At 71.7% G+C, this 15,734-nt stretch carries 17 protein-coding genes; 5 read left to right on the forward strand and 12 right to left on the reverse strand.

Going from position 1 to position 15,734, the window contains the following annotated elements:
- Positions 1 to 95 precede the first annotated feature (95 nt).
- Positions 96 to 425: a DUF3099 domain-containing protein gene (locus FB554_RS06890; protein WP_142005290.1), complete on the forward strand. Its 330-nt coding sequence runs from the start codon at positions 96 to 98 to the stop codon at positions 423 to 425.
- Positions 422 to 637: a hypothetical protein gene (locus FB554_RS06895; RefSeq protein ID WP_142005291.1), complete on the forward strand. Its 216-nt coding sequence runs from the start codon at positions 422 to 424 to the stop codon at positions 635 to 637. Before FB554_RS06890 ends, FB554_RS06895 begins: the two co-directional genes overlap by 4 nt.
- Positions 638 to 727: 90 nt before the next feature.
- Here FB554_RS06895 and moaA read toward each other — a convergent pair whose 3' ends face one another.
- Complete coding sequence (gene moaA, locus FB554_RS06900; protein ID WP_211344545.1) at positions 728 to 1,759, reverse strand: GTP 3',8-cyclase MoaA; 1,032 nt, start codon at positions 1,757 to 1,759, stop codon at positions 728 to 730.
- A gap of 32 nt (positions 1,760 to 1,791) precedes the next feature.
- On the opposite strand from moaA, the gene FB554_RS06905 reads away from it, so the two are divergent.
- Positions 1,792 to 2,577 (forward strand): SURF1 family cytochrome oxidase biogenesis protein, encoded by a 786-nt coding sequence (locus FB554_RS06905; protein WP_142005292.1) that lies wholly within the window; start codon positions 1,792 to 1,794, stop codon positions 2,575 to 2,577.
- A gap of 16 nt (positions 2,578 to 2,593) precedes the next feature.
- On the opposite strand, the gene FB554_RS06910 is transcribed toward FB554_RS06905, so the two are convergent.
- The 3 genes from FB554_RS06910 to FB554_RS06920 all read right to left on the reverse strand — a co-directional run bounded on the left by FB554_RS06910 (position 2,594) and on the right by FB554_RS06920 (position 6,976).
- Positions 2,594 to 4,465: an ABC transporter ATP-binding protein gene (locus tag FB554_RS06910; RefSeq protein WP_142005293.1), complete on the reverse strand. Its 1,872-nt coding sequence runs from the start codon at positions 4,463 to 4,465 to the stop codon at positions 2,594 to 2,596.
- 99 nt (positions 4,466 to 4,564) lie between these two features.
- A complete protein-coding gene (locus FB554_RS06915) occupies positions 4,565 to 5,347 on the reverse strand; it encodes an enoyl-CoA hydratase/isomerase family protein (RefSeq protein ID WP_142005294.1) in 783 nt (260 codons plus the stop codon).
- 30 nt (positions 5,348 to 5,377) lie between these two features.
- Entirely contained in the window at positions 5,378 to 6,976 is a 1,599-nt protein-coding gene (locus FB554_RS06920; RefSeq protein WP_142005295.1) for an ABC-F family ATP-binding cassette domain-containing protein, read from the reverse strand.
- Positions 6,977 to 7,123: 147 nt separating this feature from the next.
- On the opposite strand from FB554_RS06920, the gene ypfJ reads away from it, so the two are divergent.
- Positions 7,124 to 8,086, forward strand: coding sequence for a KPN_02809 family neutral zinc metallopeptidase (ypfJ, locus tag FB554_RS06925; RefSeq protein WP_142005296.1), 963 nt, complete (start codon positions 7,124 to 7,126; stop codon positions 8,084 to 8,086).
- Position 8,087: 1 nt separating this feature from the next.
- Entirely contained in the window at positions 8,088 to 8,645 is a 558-nt protein-coding gene (locus tag FB554_RS06930; protein WP_211344546.1) for a DUF402 domain-containing protein, read from the forward strand.
- A gap of 219 nt (positions 8,646 to 8,864) precedes the next feature.
- Here FB554_RS06930 and FB554_RS06935 read toward each other — a convergent pair whose 3' ends face one another.
- The 8 genes from FB554_RS06935 to FB554_RS06970 are packed head-to-tail and all read right to left on the reverse strand — an operon-like array spanning position 8,865 to position 15,575.
- Complete coding sequence (locus tag FB554_RS06935) at positions 8,865 to 9,191, reverse strand: metal-sulfur cluster assembly factor (protein WP_142005297.1); 327 nt, start codon at positions 9,189 to 9,191, stop codon at positions 8,865 to 8,867.
- Entirely contained in the window at positions 9,188 to 9,649 is a 462-nt protein-coding gene (sufU, locus tag FB554_RS06940) for a Fe-S cluster assembly sulfur transfer protein SufU (RefSeq protein WP_142005298.1), read from the reverse strand. The genes FB554_RS06935 and sufU overlap by 4 nt, the downstream gene beginning before the upstream one ends.
- The gene (locus tag FB554_RS06945) at positions 9,649 to 10,977 is read right to left on the reverse strand and encodes an aminotransferase class V-fold PLP-dependent enzyme (RefSeq protein ID WP_142005299.1); all 1,329 of its coding nucleotides are present in this window, start codon (positions 10,975 to 10,977) and stop codon (positions 9,649 to 9,651) included. Before FB554_RS06945 ends, sufU begins: the two co-directional genes overlap by 1 nt.
- 5 nt (positions 10,978 to 10,982) lie before the next feature.
- Positions 10,983 to 11,741, reverse strand: a complete 759-nt coding sequence (gene sufC / locus FB554_RS06950; RefSeq protein WP_142005300.1) for a Fe-S cluster assembly ATPase SufC — start codon at positions 11,739 to 11,741, stop codon at positions 10,983 to 10,985.
- A gap of 18 nt (positions 11,742 to 11,759) precedes the next feature.
- On the reverse strand, positions 11,760 to 12,107 hold the full coding sequence (locus FB554_RS06955; RefSeq protein ID WP_142005301.1) for a non-heme iron oxygenase ferredoxin subunit: 348 nt from the start codon (positions 12,105 to 12,107) through the stop codon (positions 11,760 to 11,762).
- Positions 12,107 to 13,303 carry a Fe-S cluster assembly protein SufD gene (gene sufD, locus FB554_RS06960; RefSeq protein WP_142005302.1) on the reverse strand — a complete coding sequence of 399 codons (1,197 nt, stop codon included), beginning with the start codon at positions 13,301 to 13,303 and terminating at the stop codon, positions 12,107 to 12,109. Before sufD ends, FB554_RS06955 begins: the two co-directional genes overlap by 1 nt.
- Before the next feature lie 50 nt (positions 13,304 to 13,353).
- Positions 13,354 to 14,772: a Fe-S cluster assembly protein SufB gene (gene sufB / locus FB554_RS06965; protein WP_142005303.1), complete on the reverse strand. Its 1,419-nt coding sequence runs from the start codon at positions 14,770 to 14,772 to the stop codon at positions 13,354 to 13,356.
- On the reverse strand, positions 14,769 to 15,575 hold the full coding sequence (locus FB554_RS06970) for a helix-turn-helix transcriptional regulator (protein ID WP_236022319.1): 807 nt from the start codon (positions 15,573 to 15,575) through the stop codon (positions 14,769 to 14,771). The genes sufB and FB554_RS06970 overlap by 4 nt, the downstream gene beginning before the upstream one ends.
- Positions 15,576 to 15,734: the final 159 nt, after the last annotated feature.

Here is a 15,734-nt window from a genome sequence, read left to right on the forward strand (position 1 = left end):
GAGGCTCCTGACGCTTGCTCGGGGGCTGCGCTGGCGACGCTATCCGACTACCCCGCGGTAGTCGTACCTCGTGCCACCAGGCGTACCGTTGAGGGATGAGCAGGCGCACTCGCCACGACCAGACCAGCTCGGTGCCGTCGGCCACCAGCTTGCCTGCCAACCCCCGCGACGACCACGACAACCGGGTCCGCAACTACCTGATCTCCATGGGGATCCGCACGGCGTGCTTCGTCGGGGCGTTCGTCTTCACCGGCGTGCTGCGCTGGGTGTGCGTGGCCCTCGCGGTCGTGCTGCCCTACGTCGCCGTCATCTTCGCCAACGCGGCGCAGCAGCGACGCATCGACGTGCTGGGGTCGGTGCGTCCCGACCGGCGCCAGAAGCGCATCGACGGCCCGGCCGCGCACGGCAGCTCCCGCACCTCGTGAGCGGCGACGACCTGGTCTGCAGCGCCAAGGGCTGCCGGGCCGAGGCGGTGTGGGCGGTGCGCTGGAACAACCCGACCCTGCACACACCCGAGCGCCGCAAGGTCTGGCTCGCCTGCGACCCCCACCGCGAGACGCTGTGGGAGTTCCTGTCGCTGCGCGGGTTCGCGCGCGACGTCGTGCCGGTCGACCGGCTCGAGCCCACCGACGGCTGAGCACCACGCCCACGCTGATCGAACACGCCGGCACCCCCACGCTGATCGAGTAGGCCGGAGCGCTAGCGGTGGCCGTATCGAGATCCCCCCTCAGCCGCCGATCGCCGACATCGGCCGGTCGGGCTGCACGAACGACTCGTCGTCGATGCCGTGGCCGGCGCGCTTGCGCGCCATCTCGCCGGTGATCGCCGCGGCGATCGTCTCGTCGTCGGCCCCGCCGCGCAGCAGCGCGCGCAGGTCGCCCTCGCCGCGGGCGAACAGGCAGTTGCGCACCTGCCCGTCGGCGGTCAGCCGGACGCGGTCGCACGCGCCGCAGAACGGCCGCGTCACGCTGGCAATGATCCCGACCGTCGCGGGCCCGCCGTCGACGAGGAACCGCTCGGCCGGCGCGCTCCCGCGGGAGGCGTCGGGCAGCGGAGTGAGGGTGAACCGCTCCGCGAGCCGCTCGTGCAGCTCGTCGACGGTGATCATCTCGTCGCGGGTCCACGCGTGCTGCGCGTCGAGCGGCATCTGCTCGATGAACCGCAGCTCGTAGCCGCGGTCGAGGCACCACTGCAGCAGCTCGGCGACCCGGTGCTCGTTGACGCCGCGCATCGCGACGGAGTTGACCTTGACCGGCGTGAGGCCGGCGTCGGCCGCGGCCTTCAGACCTGCCTCGACGTCGGCGAGGCGGTCGCGCAGGGTCAGCTGCTTGAACGTGTCGCGGTCGACGGTGTCGAGCGAGACGTTGACCCGGTCCAGCCCCGCCTCGGCGAGGGGCGCGGCCAGCCGGTCCAGGCCGATGCCGTTGCTGGTGAGCGCCATCTGGGGGCGCGGCTCGAGCGCCGCCACCCGGCGTACGACATCGGTCAGCGACCGGCGCAGCAGCGGCTCACCGCCGGTGAAGCGCACCTGGCGCACGCCGAGGTCGACGAAGATGCCGATGAGGCGCACCAGCTCGTCGTCGGTGAGCATCTCGGGCTTGGCCAGCCAGGGCAGACCCTCGGCGGGCATGCAGTACGTGCAGCGCAGGTTGCAGCGGTCGGTCACCGAGACGCGCAGGTCACGGCCGACGCGCCCGTAGCGGTCGACCAGGCGCGCATCGGCACGCGGGCGCGGCATCGGGAGGCTGGTCCGGCTCATTCCCCCAATCTACGTCGAGGTACCGTCACGGGGTGCTCCGAGTGCTCGCCACCCGCCGCTGGATCGCGTGGTTGCTGGTCGCGCTCGTCGCCGCGGTGGCCTGTCTGTTCCTCGGACGGTGGCAGTGGAGCCGCTGGGAGTCGCGCAACCTGACGCAGACCACCATCAAGAACAACTACGACGCCACCCCCGTCCCGCTCGGCGAGGTCCTGCCGACCCCGACCAGCGAGCTCGCGCCGCAGGACCAGTGGCGGCAGGTGCGCCTGGTCGGCAGCTACGACACCGGCGCGCAGACCCTCGTGCGCAACCGGCCGCTGTCGGGCACGTACGGCTACGAGGTGGTGCTGCCGTTCCGCGCCGACGACGGCCGCACCGTGCTGGTCGACCGCGGCTGGGTGCCCAACGGCCCCACCGCCGAGACCCCGCCGGAGGTGCCGCCCGCGCCGTCCGGCCAGGTGACCGTCGTGGGGTGGATGCGGCCCGCCGAGCCGGACCTCAAGCGCGACGCCGTGCCGGGTCAGGTGTCCTCGATCAACCCGCCGCTCGTGGAGCAGCAGACCGGCGTCGCGATGGACCGGAGCGCGTACGTCCGGATGGGCTCCGAGCAGCCGTCGCCGGCCGAGCGGCCGGCCCAGCTCGGCCGGCCCGACCTGGGGTCCGCTGCGGGCATCAACCTCAGCTACGCCCTGCAGTGGTGGCTCGCGATGATCGCGTTCCCGGTGCTGGTGCTGCTGGCGGCCCGCCGGGAGCTGCCGGGGCGCGCCGAGCGGGCACCGAGGCCGAAGAAGCAGCGCATCTGGGACGAAGAGGACGCCTGAGGCAGGCGCCGCACCGTCAGGCGCTGGCCTGCTCGCGGAACTGGGTGCGGTAGAGGTCGGCGTAGAGCCCGCCGCGGGCCAGCAGGCTGCGGTGGTCGCCGCGCTCGACGATCCGGCCGCCGTCGACGACCAGGATCTGGTCGGCGTCACGGACGGTGGACAGCCGGTGGGCGATGACCAGCGACGTGCGCCCCTCCAGCGCGGTGTCCAGCGCCCGCTGCACGGCGGCCTCGGACTCGCTGTCGAGGTGGGCCGTGGCCTCGTCGAGAACGACGACGGAGGGGCCCTTGAGCAGCAGCCGCGCGATGGCCAGCCGCTGCTTCTCGCCGCCGGACAGCCGGTGGCCGCGGTCCCCCACGACCGTGTCGAGGCCGTTCGGCAGCGACTCCACGAGGTGCCAGACCTGGGCGTCGCGCAGGGCGCGCTCCAGCTCGGTTTCGGTCGCGTCCGGGCGGGCGTACAGCAGGTTCGCGCGGATCGTGTCGTGGAAGAGGTGGGCCTCCTGCGAGACCACCCCGAGGCGGCTGCGCAGGTCCTCGCCCGCCACCTCGCGCAGGTCGACGTCGCCGACGGTCACCGCGCCCGAGGTGGGGTCGTACAGCCGCGCGACGAGGCTGGTCAGGGTGCTCTTGCCGGCGCCGCTCGGGCCGACGAGCGCGACCATCTCGCCGGGGCGCACCCGCAGGTCGATGTCGTGCAGCACGAGCGCCCCCGCGTCGCGGTCGCCCGCGCCGACGGTCTCCAGCGACGGCAGCGACACCTGGTCGGCGCCGGGGTAGGCGAAGTCGACGTGCCGCAGCCGCACCTCGAGCGGCCCGTCGGGCAGGCGGGTCGGGCGCTCGGGCTCGGCCACCAGCGGCCGCAGGTCGAGGATCTCGAAGACCCGCTCGAACGACACCAGCGCCGTCATCACGTCGATGCGCACGTTGGACAGGGTGGTGAGCGGGGCGTACATCCGGCCGAGGAGGGCAGCCATGGCCAGCAGGGTGCCGATCGTGAGGCTGCCCTGGACGGCCAGCACTCCCCCGGCGCCGTAGACGATCGCCGTCGCGAGAGCGGCCATGAGCAGCAGCGCGTTCATGAAGATGCCGCGGTTGACCGCGATGGCGACGCCCGCGTCGCGCACCTGGGCGGCGCTGGCGGCGTACTCCCGGTCCTCCTGCTCGGGGCGGCCGTAGAGCTTGACGAGCATCGCTCCGGCCACGTTGAACCGCTCCGACGTGCGCGCGCCGAGGTCGCCGTTGTGCTGCATCTGGGTGCGGCTGAGGCCGGCGAGCCGGCGGCCCATCCGCCGGGTCGGGATCAGCACGAGCGGCACGAGCAGGAGCGCCATGAGCGTCAGCTGCCACGACAGCAGGAGCATCGTCACGAGCACGATGGCCAGCCCGAGCACGTTGCTCACGACGTTGGACAGCACCGAGGTGAACGCCTGCTGCGCGCCGACCACGTCGGAGTTGAGCCGGGTCACGAGCGAGCCGGTCTGGGTGCGGGTGAAGAACGCGACGGGCTGGCGCAGCACGTGCGCGAACACCTGCCGGCGCAGGTCGAAGATCAGCCCCTCGCCGATGCGGGCGGACATCCAGCGCAGCAGGATCGACAGGCCGGCGTCGAAGACCGCGATGAGTGCCACGAGCAGCGACAGTCGGATGACCAGGCCCGAGTCCTGTTGTGTCACACCGCGATCCACGATCTCCTTGAGCAGGAGCGGCGTGGCGACGATGAGCAGTGCGTCGAGCACCGTCAGCACCAGGAACACGACGATCTGCTGGCGGTACGGCCCGGCGTAGGTCAGCACGCGCCGCCCGGTGCCCGGGCGCAGGCGCACGTCGCCCACGTCGTCACGCGACATCGAGTGCAGCGCCGACCACGCCGTGCCACCCATGCTCATGCGGTCATCCTCTTCCTCATGCGTTCACCCTGAAGGTTCAAGCGCACGTGAGGTCAAGTCATTCCGGGTCGCGATCTCGCGGGCGGGTGCGCCGGGGGCTCACCGGCGGTCCGCCATCGCGGCGAGCAACCGGGCCTGCGTCGTGCGCTCGGCGTACTGCTGCTGCTCGGGCGTGGAGCTCTCGGCCGCCCGCAGCAGCCGCTTCAGCTCCAGGACCGCCGCGGGCGGGTTGGCCAGCACGGCGTCGGCGAGGTCGCGGGTGGCCTCGTCCAGCTCGGCGAGCGGGACGCTCAGCGAGGCGAGCCCGCAGTCGACGGCCTCCCGGGCGCCGACGGCCCGCCCGGTCAGGCAGATCTCCAGCGCGCGGGAGTAGCCCACCAGCCGCACCAGCGGGTGCGTGCCGGCGAGGTCGGGCACCAGACCGAGCGACGTCTCGCGCATCGCGAGCTGCACGTCGTCGGCCACGATGCGCAGGTCGCAGGCCAGCGCGAGCTGGAACCCGGCGCCGATCGCGTGTCCGTGCACGGCCGCGACGGTGATCGCCGGACACTCCCGCCAGACGCTGAATCCCTTCTGGTACGAACCGATCTCGTCGACAAGCTGCTGCTCGCCTCCGCTGGCCTGCAGGTGCAGGTCGCGCTCCCCCGGAACCCCGCCGGGGGTCAGCAGGGCGCGGTCCAGACCCGACGAGAAGCTGGCGCCGGACCCGCGAAGCACCACCACGCGTACGTCGGTGGGCAGGTCGGCTCCGAGCCGCGCCAGCGCGGTCCACATGCTCGGCACCATCGCGTTGTGCCGCTCGGGACGGTCGAGCGTGACGGTCAGCAACGGGCCGTCGCGGTCGACGACGATCCGCTCGTGCACCCGGGTCGTAGAGCTCACCCGGCCAGGCTAGTGCGCCGCGGGCAGGGCTCAGGCCAGCTCGACGAGCTCGGAGTAGTCGGGTCCCCACAGGTCCTCGACCCCGTCGGGCAGCAGCAGCACCCGCTCCGGCTCGAGGGCGGCCACCGCGCCCTCGTCGTGCGTGACGAGCACGACCGCGCCCTCGTACGTCCGCAGCGCACCGAGGATCTCCTCGCGCGAGGCGGGGTCGAGGTTGTTGGTGGGCTCGTCCAGCAGCAGCACGTTGGCCGACGACACCACGAGCAGCGCCAGCGACAGCCGGGTCTTCTCGCCACCGGACAGCACCCCGGCGGGCTTGTCGACGTCGTCGCCGGTGAACAGGAACGAGCCGAGCACCTTGCGCACCTCGGTCTCGCCCAGGTCGGGTGCGGCGCTCTTCATGTTCTGCAGCACCGACCGGGAGGTGTCGAGGTTCTCGTGCTCCTGGGCGTAGTAGCCGAGCTTGAGCCCGTGCCCCTCCTGCACCGCCCCGGTGTCCGGCTCGTCGACGCCGGAGAGGATGCGCAGCAGCGTGGTCTTGCCCGCGCCGTTGAGGCCGAGCACGACGACGCGCGAACCCCGGTCGATCGCCAGGTCGACGTCGGTGAACACCTCCTGCGAGCCGTACGACCGCGACAGCCCCTCGGCGGTGAGCGGCGTGCGCCCGCACGGCGCCGGCTGCGGGAAGCGCAGCCGCGCGACCCGGTCCTGCTGCCGACCGCCCTCGGCGCCGGCGAGGAGCCGCTCGGCCCGCCGGGCCATGTTCTGCGCGGCGGTCGCCTTGGTGGCCTTGGCTCGCATCTTGTCGGCCTGGGCCAGCAGCGCACCGGCCTTCTTCTCGGCGTTGGCGCGCTCGCGCTTGCGGCGGCGCTCGTCGGTCTCGCGCTGCTGCAGGTATGCCTTCCAGCCGACGTTGTACAGGTCCAGCTCGCCGCGGTTGGCGTCGAGGTGGAACACCCGGGTCACGACGGTCTCGAGCAGCTCGACGTCGTGGCTGATGATGATGAGCCCGCCCTGGTAGGCCTTGAGGTAGTCGCGCAGCCAGACGATCGAGTCGGCGTCGAGGTGGTTGGTCGGCTCGTCCAGCAGCAGCGTCTCGGCCCCGGAGAACAGGATCCGGGTGAGCTCCACGCGGCGGCGCTGACCGCCCGACAGGGTGCGCAGCGGCTGGCCGAGCACCCGCTCGGGCAGGCCCAGGCTGGAGGCGATGGAGGCCGCCTCGGACTCGGCCGCATAGCCCCCGCGCGAGGTGAACTCGGCGTCGAGGCGGGCGTACTTCTTCATGGCGCGCTCGCGCCGCTCGTCGTCCTCGTCGGCCATCGCGGTCTCGGCGGCGCGCAGCTGCTCGGTGACGACGTCCAGGCCGCGTGCGGACAGGATGCGCGCCTGCGCGGTGACCTCGAGGTCGCCGGTGCGCGGGTCCTGCGGCAGGTAGCCGACCTCGCCCGAGCTGGTCACCGTGCCGGCGCTGGGCTGGCCCTCGCCCGCGAGCACCTTGGTCAGGGTGGTCTTGCCGGCGCCGTTGCGCCCGACCAGCCCGACCCGGTCCCCCGCAGCCACCCGGAAGGAGGCTCCGGACAGCAGGAGACGCGCGCCCACACGCAGCTCGACGTCGGTCGCGGTGATCACGGCGGGGTCTCCTCCAGGGTCCGGGCAGCAACAAGGACGCCGGTCCGCGTTCGCGGTCCAGGCGTCCTGGCCTTTCACCGGTAGTGTACGGCCGAGTACCAGGCGCGCCCGAACGAGTTTCGGGCGCCGGTCCACGAAAGGCCCATCGTGACGTTCAACGACAACGCACAGCTGGACACCTCACAGGTCGAGTCCGGCGGCAGCGGCGGCGGAGGCTTCGGCGGCGGAGGCGGCGGCGCCCTGCCCGGCGGGGTCGGCGTCGGCGGCATCGGCGGGCTGATCCTGCTGCTGATCATGATGTTCTTCGGCGGCAACCTGACCGGTGACCCCTCCACCCCGAGCGGCCAGCCCGGCGGGATGAGCATGAGCTCCAACGAGGTGTCGGCGGCCGGGGCGGGCGGCGACACGGTGAGCCAGCGGATCTCCCAGTGCAAGACCGGCGCCGACGCCAACCGTGACGACACCTGCCGGGTGATCGGCACCGTCAACAGCGTGCAGAACTTCTGGTCGCAGGCGCTGCCGCAGTACGGCCAGGAGTACACCCCGGCCAAGACCGTGCTCTACTCCGGCGCCACGCAGACCGCGTGCGGCACCGGCTCCTCGGCGATGGGCCCGTTCTACTGCCCGCTGGACCAGAAGATCTACATCGACGTGTCGTTCTTCAACGAGCTGAGCACCAAGTACGGCTCGGACGGCGGCAACCTCGCCCAGATGTACGTCGTCGCGCACGAGTACGGCCACCACGTCCAGAACATCTTCGGGGTGCTCGGTCGCGCCCAGCAGGACCCGCAGGGCCCCACCTCGGCCGCGGTGCGCACCGAGCTGCAGGCCGACTGCTACGCCGGCATCTGGACCCGCAACGCCTCGACCACCACCGACCAGGGCGGCGAGCAGCTGATCGAACCGGTGACGCAGCAGGACATCCAGTCGGCGCTCTCGGCGGCCTCCGCCGTGGGTGACGACCGCATCCAGGAGAAGGCGCAGGGCCGGGTGACGCCGGAGAACTGGACGCACGGCTCGGCGGTGCAGCGTCAGAAGTGGTTCGTCCAGGGCTACAACACCGGCGACGTCAACGCCTGCGACACCTTCCGCGCGCAGGACCTCGGCTGACGTGCCGCCCGCCCACGGCGCGCAGGTGCTCTCGCGCATGCGCAAGTGGGACGGCACCCAGCACTGGACGGCCGAGCTGCGCTACCTCGGCGCCGACGCGTTCGGCCACTGGCTCGGCGCGGGTCCGGGCGGTCGCGTGCGCCGACCGGGCTTCGAGTTCGAGACCCGCAACTTCCATGTGCGGTGGGTACCGGTCGACGCCTGGTTCGTCGCCGGCTTCAACGGGAAGCCGGCGCTGCGGCTCTACCTGGACCTGACGACGCCGGCCGAGCTGGTCGAGACCGGCACCGGCTGGGAGCTGCGCGCGGTCGACCTCGACCTGGACATCGTCGTCGGCCGGGACGACCCGTGGTCGGCCGCGCAGCTGGTGGACGAGGACGAGTTCGCCGAGCACCAGGTGCTCTACGCCTACCCCGCCGACGTCGTACGCGCCGTCGAGCAGACCGCCCAGGACCTGCTCGCGCGCATCCGGTGCAGCGAGGAGCCCTACCTCAGCGTCGCGGGCACCTGGCACGCCCGCCTGCACGAGCTGCTCGCCGCCGACCCCACCCCGCGCTGACCCCACGCCCCTGCCTCATATCGTTCACCGGTGCACGAAATGAGGGAGGCAACCCCGGGAATCCCGCGGGTTGCCTCCCCCAGATCGTTCACTGGCGCACGAAATGCAGCCGCCGGGCGACGGAACCTGGTCAGGCCCGGACGCCGCCGATTCGGCGACGATGCCGAGGAGACCGGAGCCTGCGACGGGCTCTCGGCGGAGGAGCCGAATCCAAAGGAACTAGATATTGAAACCCAAGGCGCGCAGCTGCTCGCGGCCGTCGTCGGTGATCTTGTCCGGGCCCCACGGCGGCATCCACACCCAGTTGATCCGGGAGGAGGACACCAGCCCGTCGAGCGCGGCGGTGGTCTGGTCCTCGATGACGTCGGTGAGCGGACAAGCCGCCGAGGTCAGGGTCATGTCGAGCACGGCATGGCCCTCGGGGTCGACGGTGATGCCGTAGACGAGTCCGAGGTCGACGACGTTGATGCCGAGCTCGGGGTCGACCACGTCGCGCATGGCCTCCTCGACGTCGGCGACGTTGGCCGGGGTCTGGGTGTCGCTCATGCGGTCCTCCCGCTGGTCGGTTCGGGGCTGATGTCTGCGCCGGTGCGTGCGAGTGCGTCGGTGAGCGCTGCCCAGGGCAGCAGGGCGCACTTCACGCGGGCGGGGTACTTGGCGACGCCGGCGAGGGCGACGCCGTCGCCGATGGTCTCCTCGTCGCCGGGGTCGGCTCCCTTGCTGGTGAGCATGCCGCGCATCGCGGCATAGGTCTCGCGGACCTCCTCGAGGCTGTGCCCGATGCTCTCCTCGGCCAGGATCGAGGCCGAGGCGACGGAGATGGAGCAGCCGAGCGCGTCGTACGACACGTCCACCACGGTGTCGCCGTCGCGGTGCACGCGCAAGGTCACCTCGTCGCCGCAGGTGGTGTTGACGTGGTAGGCCTCGCCCTCGAACGGCTCACGCAGCCCGGCGTGCTGCGGCCGCTTGGAGTGCTCGAGGATGAGCTCCTGATAGAGGTCCATCAGGCGCTCTCCCCCAGCTTGAAGACCTCCGGGACGCGGTCGAGCGCGGTGAGGAACGCGTCGAGGTCGTCGGTGGTGGTGTACGGCCCGAAGCTGGCGCGCGTGCTGGCGTTGACGCCGAGCCGGCGGTGCAGCGGCCAGGCGCAGTGGTGCCCGGTGCGCACGGCCACGCCGGCGTCGTCGAGCACCTGCCCGACGTCGTGCGGGTGCACGCCGTCGACCTCGAAAGCGACTGCGCCGGCACGGGACTCGGCGTCGGCCGGCCCGAGCACGCGCACCCACGGGCGCTGCGCGAGCCCGTCGAGCAGGTACGCCATCAGCACCTGGTCGTGCGCGGCCACCCGGTCCATGCCGAGCTCGGAGAGGTAGTCGCAGGCGGCGGCGAGCCCGACCGCCTGGGCGACGACGGGGGTGCCGGCCTCGAAGCGCTGCGGGGGCGCGTCGTAGGTCGTGCCCTCCATCCGCACCGTGCGGATCATCGACCCGCCGGTGATGAACGGCGGCATCGCGGCGAGCAGCTCGGGGCGGCCCCACAGCACGCCGATGCCGAGCGGGCCCAGCATCTTGTGCCCGCTGAACGCGGCGAAGTCGACGCCCAGCTCGGTCACGTCGACCGGCAGGTGCGGCACCGACTGGCAGGCGTCGAGCACCACCAGCGCGCCGACCTCACGGGCCCGCGCGACGAGCGGCTCGACCGGGTTGACCGTGGCCACGACGTTGGAGACGTGGCTGAAGGCCAGCACCTTGGTGCGCTCGGTCACGACCTCCTCGAGGTCGCTCAGGTCGAGCCGGCCGTCGTCGGTCACACCGATCCACCGGAAGGTCGCGCCGGTGCGCCGCGCCAGCTCCTGCCACGGCACCAGGTTGGCGTGGTGCTCCATCTCGGTGACCACGATCTCGTCACCCGGGCCGAGCGAGAACCGTTGCGCCACAGCAGGATCCACGCCGTCCATGGCGCCGGGAGCCGCCGCGTTGCTGAAGGCGTAGGCGACCAGGTTGAGCGCCTCGGTGGCGTTCTTGGTGAACACGATCTCGCCCGGCTGCGCCCCGACGAACCGGGCGATGCGCTCACGCGCCTGCTCGAAGGCGTCGGTGGCCTCCTCGGCGAGCTGGTGCGCGCCGCGGTGGACCGCCGAGTTGTGCTGCTCGTAGAACTCCCGCTCCGCGTCGAGCACCGGCGTCGGCTTGAGCGACGTGGCGCCGGAGTCGAGATAGACCAGGGGTCGCCCGTCGCGGACCGTGCGGGCCAGCGTGGGGACGTCGGCCCGCACGGCCTCGACCTCGGCGGGGGCCAGCCCCGTCGAGGCCGTGTCGTGCCGCTCGGTCATCGGGATCAGGCCTTCACCTTCAGGAAGCGGTCGTAGCCCTCGGCCTCGAGACGGTCGGCCAGCTCGGGGCCGCCCTCCTCGGCGATCTTGCCGTCGACGAAGACGTGCACGAAGTCGGGCTTGATGTAGTTGAGGATGCGCGTGTAGTGCGTGATGAGCAGGACGCCCATGTCGCTGGCCTCGCGCACCCGGTTGACGCCCTCGGAGACGACGCGCAGGGCGTCGACGTCGAGGCCGGAGTCGGTCTCGTCGAGCACGGCGATCTTCGGCTTGAGCAGCTCCATCTGGAGGATCTCGTGGCGCTTCTTCTCACCGCCGGAGAAGCCCTCGTTGACGTTGCGCTCGGCGAACGCCGGGTCCATGCGCAGGTTCTCCATGGAGGTCTTGACGTCCTTGACCCAGGTGCGCAGCTTCGGCGACTCGCCGTCGATCGCGGTCTTGGCGGTGCGCAGGAAGTTGCTCACCGTGACGCCCGGCACCTCGACGGGGTACTGCATCGCGAGGAACAGGCCGGCGCGGGCGCGCTCGTCGATGTCCATCTCGAGCACGTCCTCGCCGTCGAGCGTGACGCTGCCGGAGGTGACGACGTACTTCGGGTGCCCGGCGATGGAGTACGCCAGCGTGGACTTGCCCGAGCCGTTCGGCCCCATGATCGCGTGGGTCTCGCCCGAGCGGACCGTCAGGTCGACGCCCTTGAGGATCTCCTTGGCGCCCTGCTCGGTCTCGACCGAGACGTGCAGGTCGCGAATCTCCAACGTGGTCATCTGTGTTCTCGTCCTTTGTCAGCTGATGGGGTTCTGGGGCGTCAGGGAGACGAAGACCTCGTCGTCCTCGACGCGCACGGGATAGACGGCGATGGGCTGGGTGGCCGGGAGACCGGTGGGCTCACCGGTGCGCAGGTCGAAGCGCGAGCCGTGCAGCCAGCACTCGATGGTGCAGCCGTCGACCTCGCCCTCCGCGAGCGAGACGTTCTGGTGGCTGCAGGTGTCGTCGACCGCGTGCACGACGCCGTCGTCGGTGCGCACGATCGCGACCCGGTGGCCGTCGATCTCGGCGACCGCCGCCTCGTCGTCGGGCAGCTCGTCGACCCGGCACACCCGGACGAACTGGTCGGTGGTGGGGTCGCTCATCACTCCCCCGCCTGGGCCAGCTCGTGCTCGATGGCCTCCATCAGGGTCTCGACGACCTCGGGCACGCCGATCTTGCCGATGATGTCGGCGAAGAAGCCGCGCACGACCAGGCGGCGCGCCTCCTGCTCGGGGATGCCGCGGGCCATCAGGTAGAACAGCTGCTCGTCGTCGAAACGGCCGGTCGAGGAGGCGTGCCCCGCCCCGGCGATCTCGCCGGTCTCGATCTCCAGGTTGGGGACCGAGTCGGCGCGCGCCCCGTCGGTGAGCAGCAGGTTGCGGTTGAGCTCGTAGGTCTCGATGCCCTCGGCCTCGGCGCGGATCAGCACGTCGCCGACCCACACCGTGTGCGCCGTGTCGCCCTGCAGCGCGCCCTTGTAGGTGACCAGCGAGGTCCCGCGCGGGGCGTTGTGGTCGACGAACGAGCGGTGCTCCAGGTGCTGGCCCGCGTCGGCGAAGTAGACGCCGAGCAGGGTCGCGTCGCCGCCGGCACCGGCGTAGCGGACGTTGCTGTTCAGCCGCACGATCCCGCCGCCGAGGCTCACCGCGATGTGCTTATACGTCGCGTCGCGCCCGACCAGCGCGTCGTGCTGGCCGAGGTGGTTGGCGTCGTCCTCCCAGCGCTGCAGCGACACCACGGTCAGCTGGGCGCCGTCACCGGTGACGACCTCGAGGTTGCCCGTGAGGTCGGCGCTGCCGGTGTGGTCGATGATCACCAGCGCCTGGCTGTTGACGCCCGCCTCGAGCACGACGTGGGAGTTGCTGCGCCGGCCGACGCCGTTGCCGTGCACGTTGATGCGCAGCGGCTCCGCGGCGACGTGGTTGGCCGGGATCTGCACGTGCAGCGCCTCCGGCGTGTTGGCCGAGGCCACCACGGCCGCCCGGTCGGCCGGGGTCAGCACGGTGCCGCGCGGCGCCTGCCCGGGAGCCAGCGGCGTCTGCACCAGCTGCTCGATCGCCGACACGTCGACCGACACCGCCGGGTCGCCCTCGCGGTCGTCGGCGGGCTCGTCGGCGAACAGCCCGCCGAGCCGGTCGACGGGGGTGAAGCGCCACTCCTCCTCGCGCCCGTTGGGCACGGGGAAGTCGGCGACCTCGAAGGAGGTCGCGCGCTCGGCGCGGGACTGTTCGGGCACCGAGCCGGACGCGAGGGCGGCCGGGTCGACGTGGGACTTGCTCTCCGGGGTGAGCAGGGACATCTACAGGTTTTCCTTCCGGGCAGTGGTGGGGACGCGGGGCGGCACGGGAATCAGCCGACCGCGCCCTCCATCTGCAGCTCGATGAGCCGGTTGAGCTCCAGGGCGTACTCCATCGGCAGCTCGCGCGCGATCGGCTCGACGAAGCCGCGCACGATCATCGCCATGGCCTCCTCCTCGGAGAGCCCGCGGCTGCGCAGGTAGAACAGCTGGTCCTCACTCACCTTGGAGACGGTCGCCTCGTGCCCCATCTGCACGTCGTCCTCGCGGACGTCGACGTAGGGGTAGGTGTCGGACCGGCTGATCTGGTCGACCAGCAGCGCGTCGCAGACCACGGACGACTTGCTGTGCTCGGCGCCCTCCAGCACCTGCACGAGCCCGCGGTAGGACGCGCGGCCGCCGCCGCGCGCGACCGACTTCGACACGATCGTCGAGGAGGTGTGGGGGGCGGCGTGCACCATCTTGGCGCCGGCGTCCTGGTGCTGGCCCTCGCCCGCGAACGCGACCGACAGGGTCTCGCCCTTGGCGTGCTCGCCGAGCAGGAAGACGGCGGGGTACTTCATCGTCACCTTGGAGCCGATGTTGCCGTCGATCCACTCCATCGTCGCGCCCTCCTCGCAGGTGGCGCGCTTGGTGACGAGGTTGTAGACGTTGTTCGACCAGTTCTGGATGGTCGTGTAACGCACCCGGGCGTTCTTCTTCACGACGATCTCGACGACCGCCGAGTGCAGCGAGTCGCTCTGGTAGATCGGCGCCGTGCAGCCCTCGACGTAGTGCACGTACGAGCCCTCGTCGGCGATGATCAGCGTCCGCTCGAACTGGCCCATGTTCTCGGTGTTGATGCGGAAGTACGCCTGCAGCGGGATGTCCACGTGCACGCCCTTGGGGACGTAGATGAACGACCCGCCCGACCACACGGCCGTGTTGAGCGCGGCGAACTTGTTGTCACCGCTCGGGATGACCGAGCCGAAGTACTCCTTGAAGAGCTCCTCGTGCTCGCGCAGGCCGGTGTCGGTGTCGACGAAGACGACGCCCTTCTCCTCCAGGTCCTCGCGGATCTGGTGGTAGACGACCTCCGACTCGTACTGCGCCGCGACGCCGGCGATCAGCCGCTGCTTCTCGGCCTCGGGGATGCCGAGCTTGTCGTAGGTGTTCTTGATGTCCTCGGGCAGCTCGTCCCAGGTGGTCGCCTGCTTCTCGGTGGAGCGGACGAAGTACTTGATGTTGTCGAAGTCGATGCCGGACAGGTCGCTGCCCCACGTGGGCATCGGCTTCTTGTCGAACAGGCGCAGCGCCTTGAGCCGGTTCTTCAGCATCCACTCCGGCTCGTTCTTCAGCCGGGAGATGTCGGCGGCGACCTCGTCGGAGAGACCGCGGCGGGCGGAGGCTCCGGCGACGTCGGTGTCGGCCCAGCCGTACTCGTAACGGCCGAGGTCCTTCAGACCGGGGTTGAGCTCTTCGATGGTGCTCATCTGGCGTCCCTTTCTGTCGCGGGGGAGTTCGCTCGAACGGCGCGGTCAGTGGGTGCGTCGTCGCGGGCTTGGGGGGTCAGCGGAACGAAGGTGGTGCAGACGTGGTCGCCCTGCGCCTGCGTGGCAAGTCTCTGCACGTGAACGCCGAGCAGCGCGGAGAACATTTCCGCCTCGGCGTCACAGATCTGGGGGAACTCGGCGGCGACGTCGCGCACCGGGCAGTGTCCCTGGCACAGCTGCACGCCGGCGAGCGGGGTGTCGTCGCCGACGGGGCGGGCCGAGGCGGCGTAGCCCTCGCGGCGCAGCCCGGCGGCCAGCGCCTCGGTGCGCTCGGCGAGCGGGCGGTCGTGGTCCTGCACGTGGCGACCGAGCCGGGTCGCGAGATCGGCCGCGCGGCGCTGCGCGAACGCGGCGACGGCAGCCTCTCCCCCCTGCTCGGCGAGGAAGTGCAGCACCTCGGCGGCGAGGTCGCGGTAGTCGCCGCGCAGGTCGGCGTGCCCGGCCTCGGACAGGACGTACGACCGTGCGGGCCGGCCCCGGCGGCGCACCTGGGCGCCGGCCTTCTCGTGCTCCTCGACCAGCCCCGCCTCAGCCAGGCTCTCCAGGTGGCGGCGCACCGCGGCGGGCGTGAGCCCCAGGCGCTGCGCGAGCTCGCCGGCGGTGACCGGGCCGTGCTCGGAGATGGTCTGCTTCACTCGCTCGCGGGTGCTGTCGGGCGCCGCGGCCAGGTCCTCGCGCGAGCCAGCACGCCCGCCCGGCACCGGCGGTGCCGAGGGCGCGGTGGCGTCCAGCGCAAAAATCACAACATCAGTGTGACCTAATTGTCCGGGGCTCGCATAGTCAGGTGATCCTTACCCGCGAGCGTGCCGCAGCCGCGAGCGAGGTCGTGCCGGTGCCCGCCGCCCCGAGCCCGAGACCCGAGACCCGAGACCGCGGCCGGAGGCCACCCGCTGGGAAGGTCG

Origin of the sequence: Barrientosiimonas humi (genome assembly GCF_006716095.1) — a bacterium.
In the GTDB taxonomy this organism is placed as follows: domain Bacteria; phylum Actinomycetota; class Actinomycetes; order Actinomycetales; family Dermatophilaceae; genus Barrientosiimonas; species Barrientosiimonas humi.

What these genes read in the sequence shown, in the direction of transcription:
- FB554_RS06890 (WP_142005290.1), top strand. Translation starts at nt 96, where the DNA reads ATGAGCAGGCGCACTCGCCACGACCAGACCAGCTCGGTGCCGTCGGCC.
- moaA (WP_211344545.1), bottom strand. Translation starts at nt 1,759, where the DNA reads ATGAGCCGGACCAGCCTCCCGATGCCGCGCCCGCGTGCCGATGCGCGC.
- FB554_RS06910 (WP_142005293.1), bottom strand. Translation starts at nt 4,465, where the DNA reads ATGAGCATGGGTGGCACGGCGTGGTCGGCGCTGCACTCGATGTCGCGT.
- FB554_RS06935 (WP_142005297.1), bottom strand. Translation starts at nt 9,191, where the DNA reads ATGAGCGACACCCAGACCCCGGCCAACGTCGCCGACGTCGAGGAGGCC.
- sufU (WP_142005298.1), bottom strand. Translation starts at nt 9,649, where the DNA reads ATGGACCTCTATCAGGAGCTCATCCTCGAGCACTCCAAGCGGCCGCAG.
- FB554_RS06945 (WP_142005299.1), bottom strand. Translation starts at nt 10,977, where the DNA reads ATGACCGAGCGGCACGACACGGCCTCGACGGGGCTGGCCCCCGCCGAG.
- sufC (WP_142005300.1), bottom strand. Translation starts at nt 11,741, where the DNA reads ATGACCACGTTGGAGATTCGCGACCTGCACGTCTCGGTCGAGACCGAG.
- FB554_RS06955 (WP_142005301.1), bottom strand. Translation starts at nt 12,107, where the DNA reads ATGAGCGACCCCACCACCGACCAGTTCGTCCGGGTGTGCCGGGTCGAC.
- sufD (WP_142005302.1), bottom strand. Translation starts at nt 13,303, where the DNA reads ATGTCCCTGCTCACCCCGGAGAGCAAGTCCCACGTCGACCCGGCCGCC.
- sufB (WP_142005303.1), bottom strand. Translation starts at nt 14,772, where the DNA reads ATGAGCACCATCGAAGAGCTCAACCCCGGTCTGAAGGACCTCGGCCGT.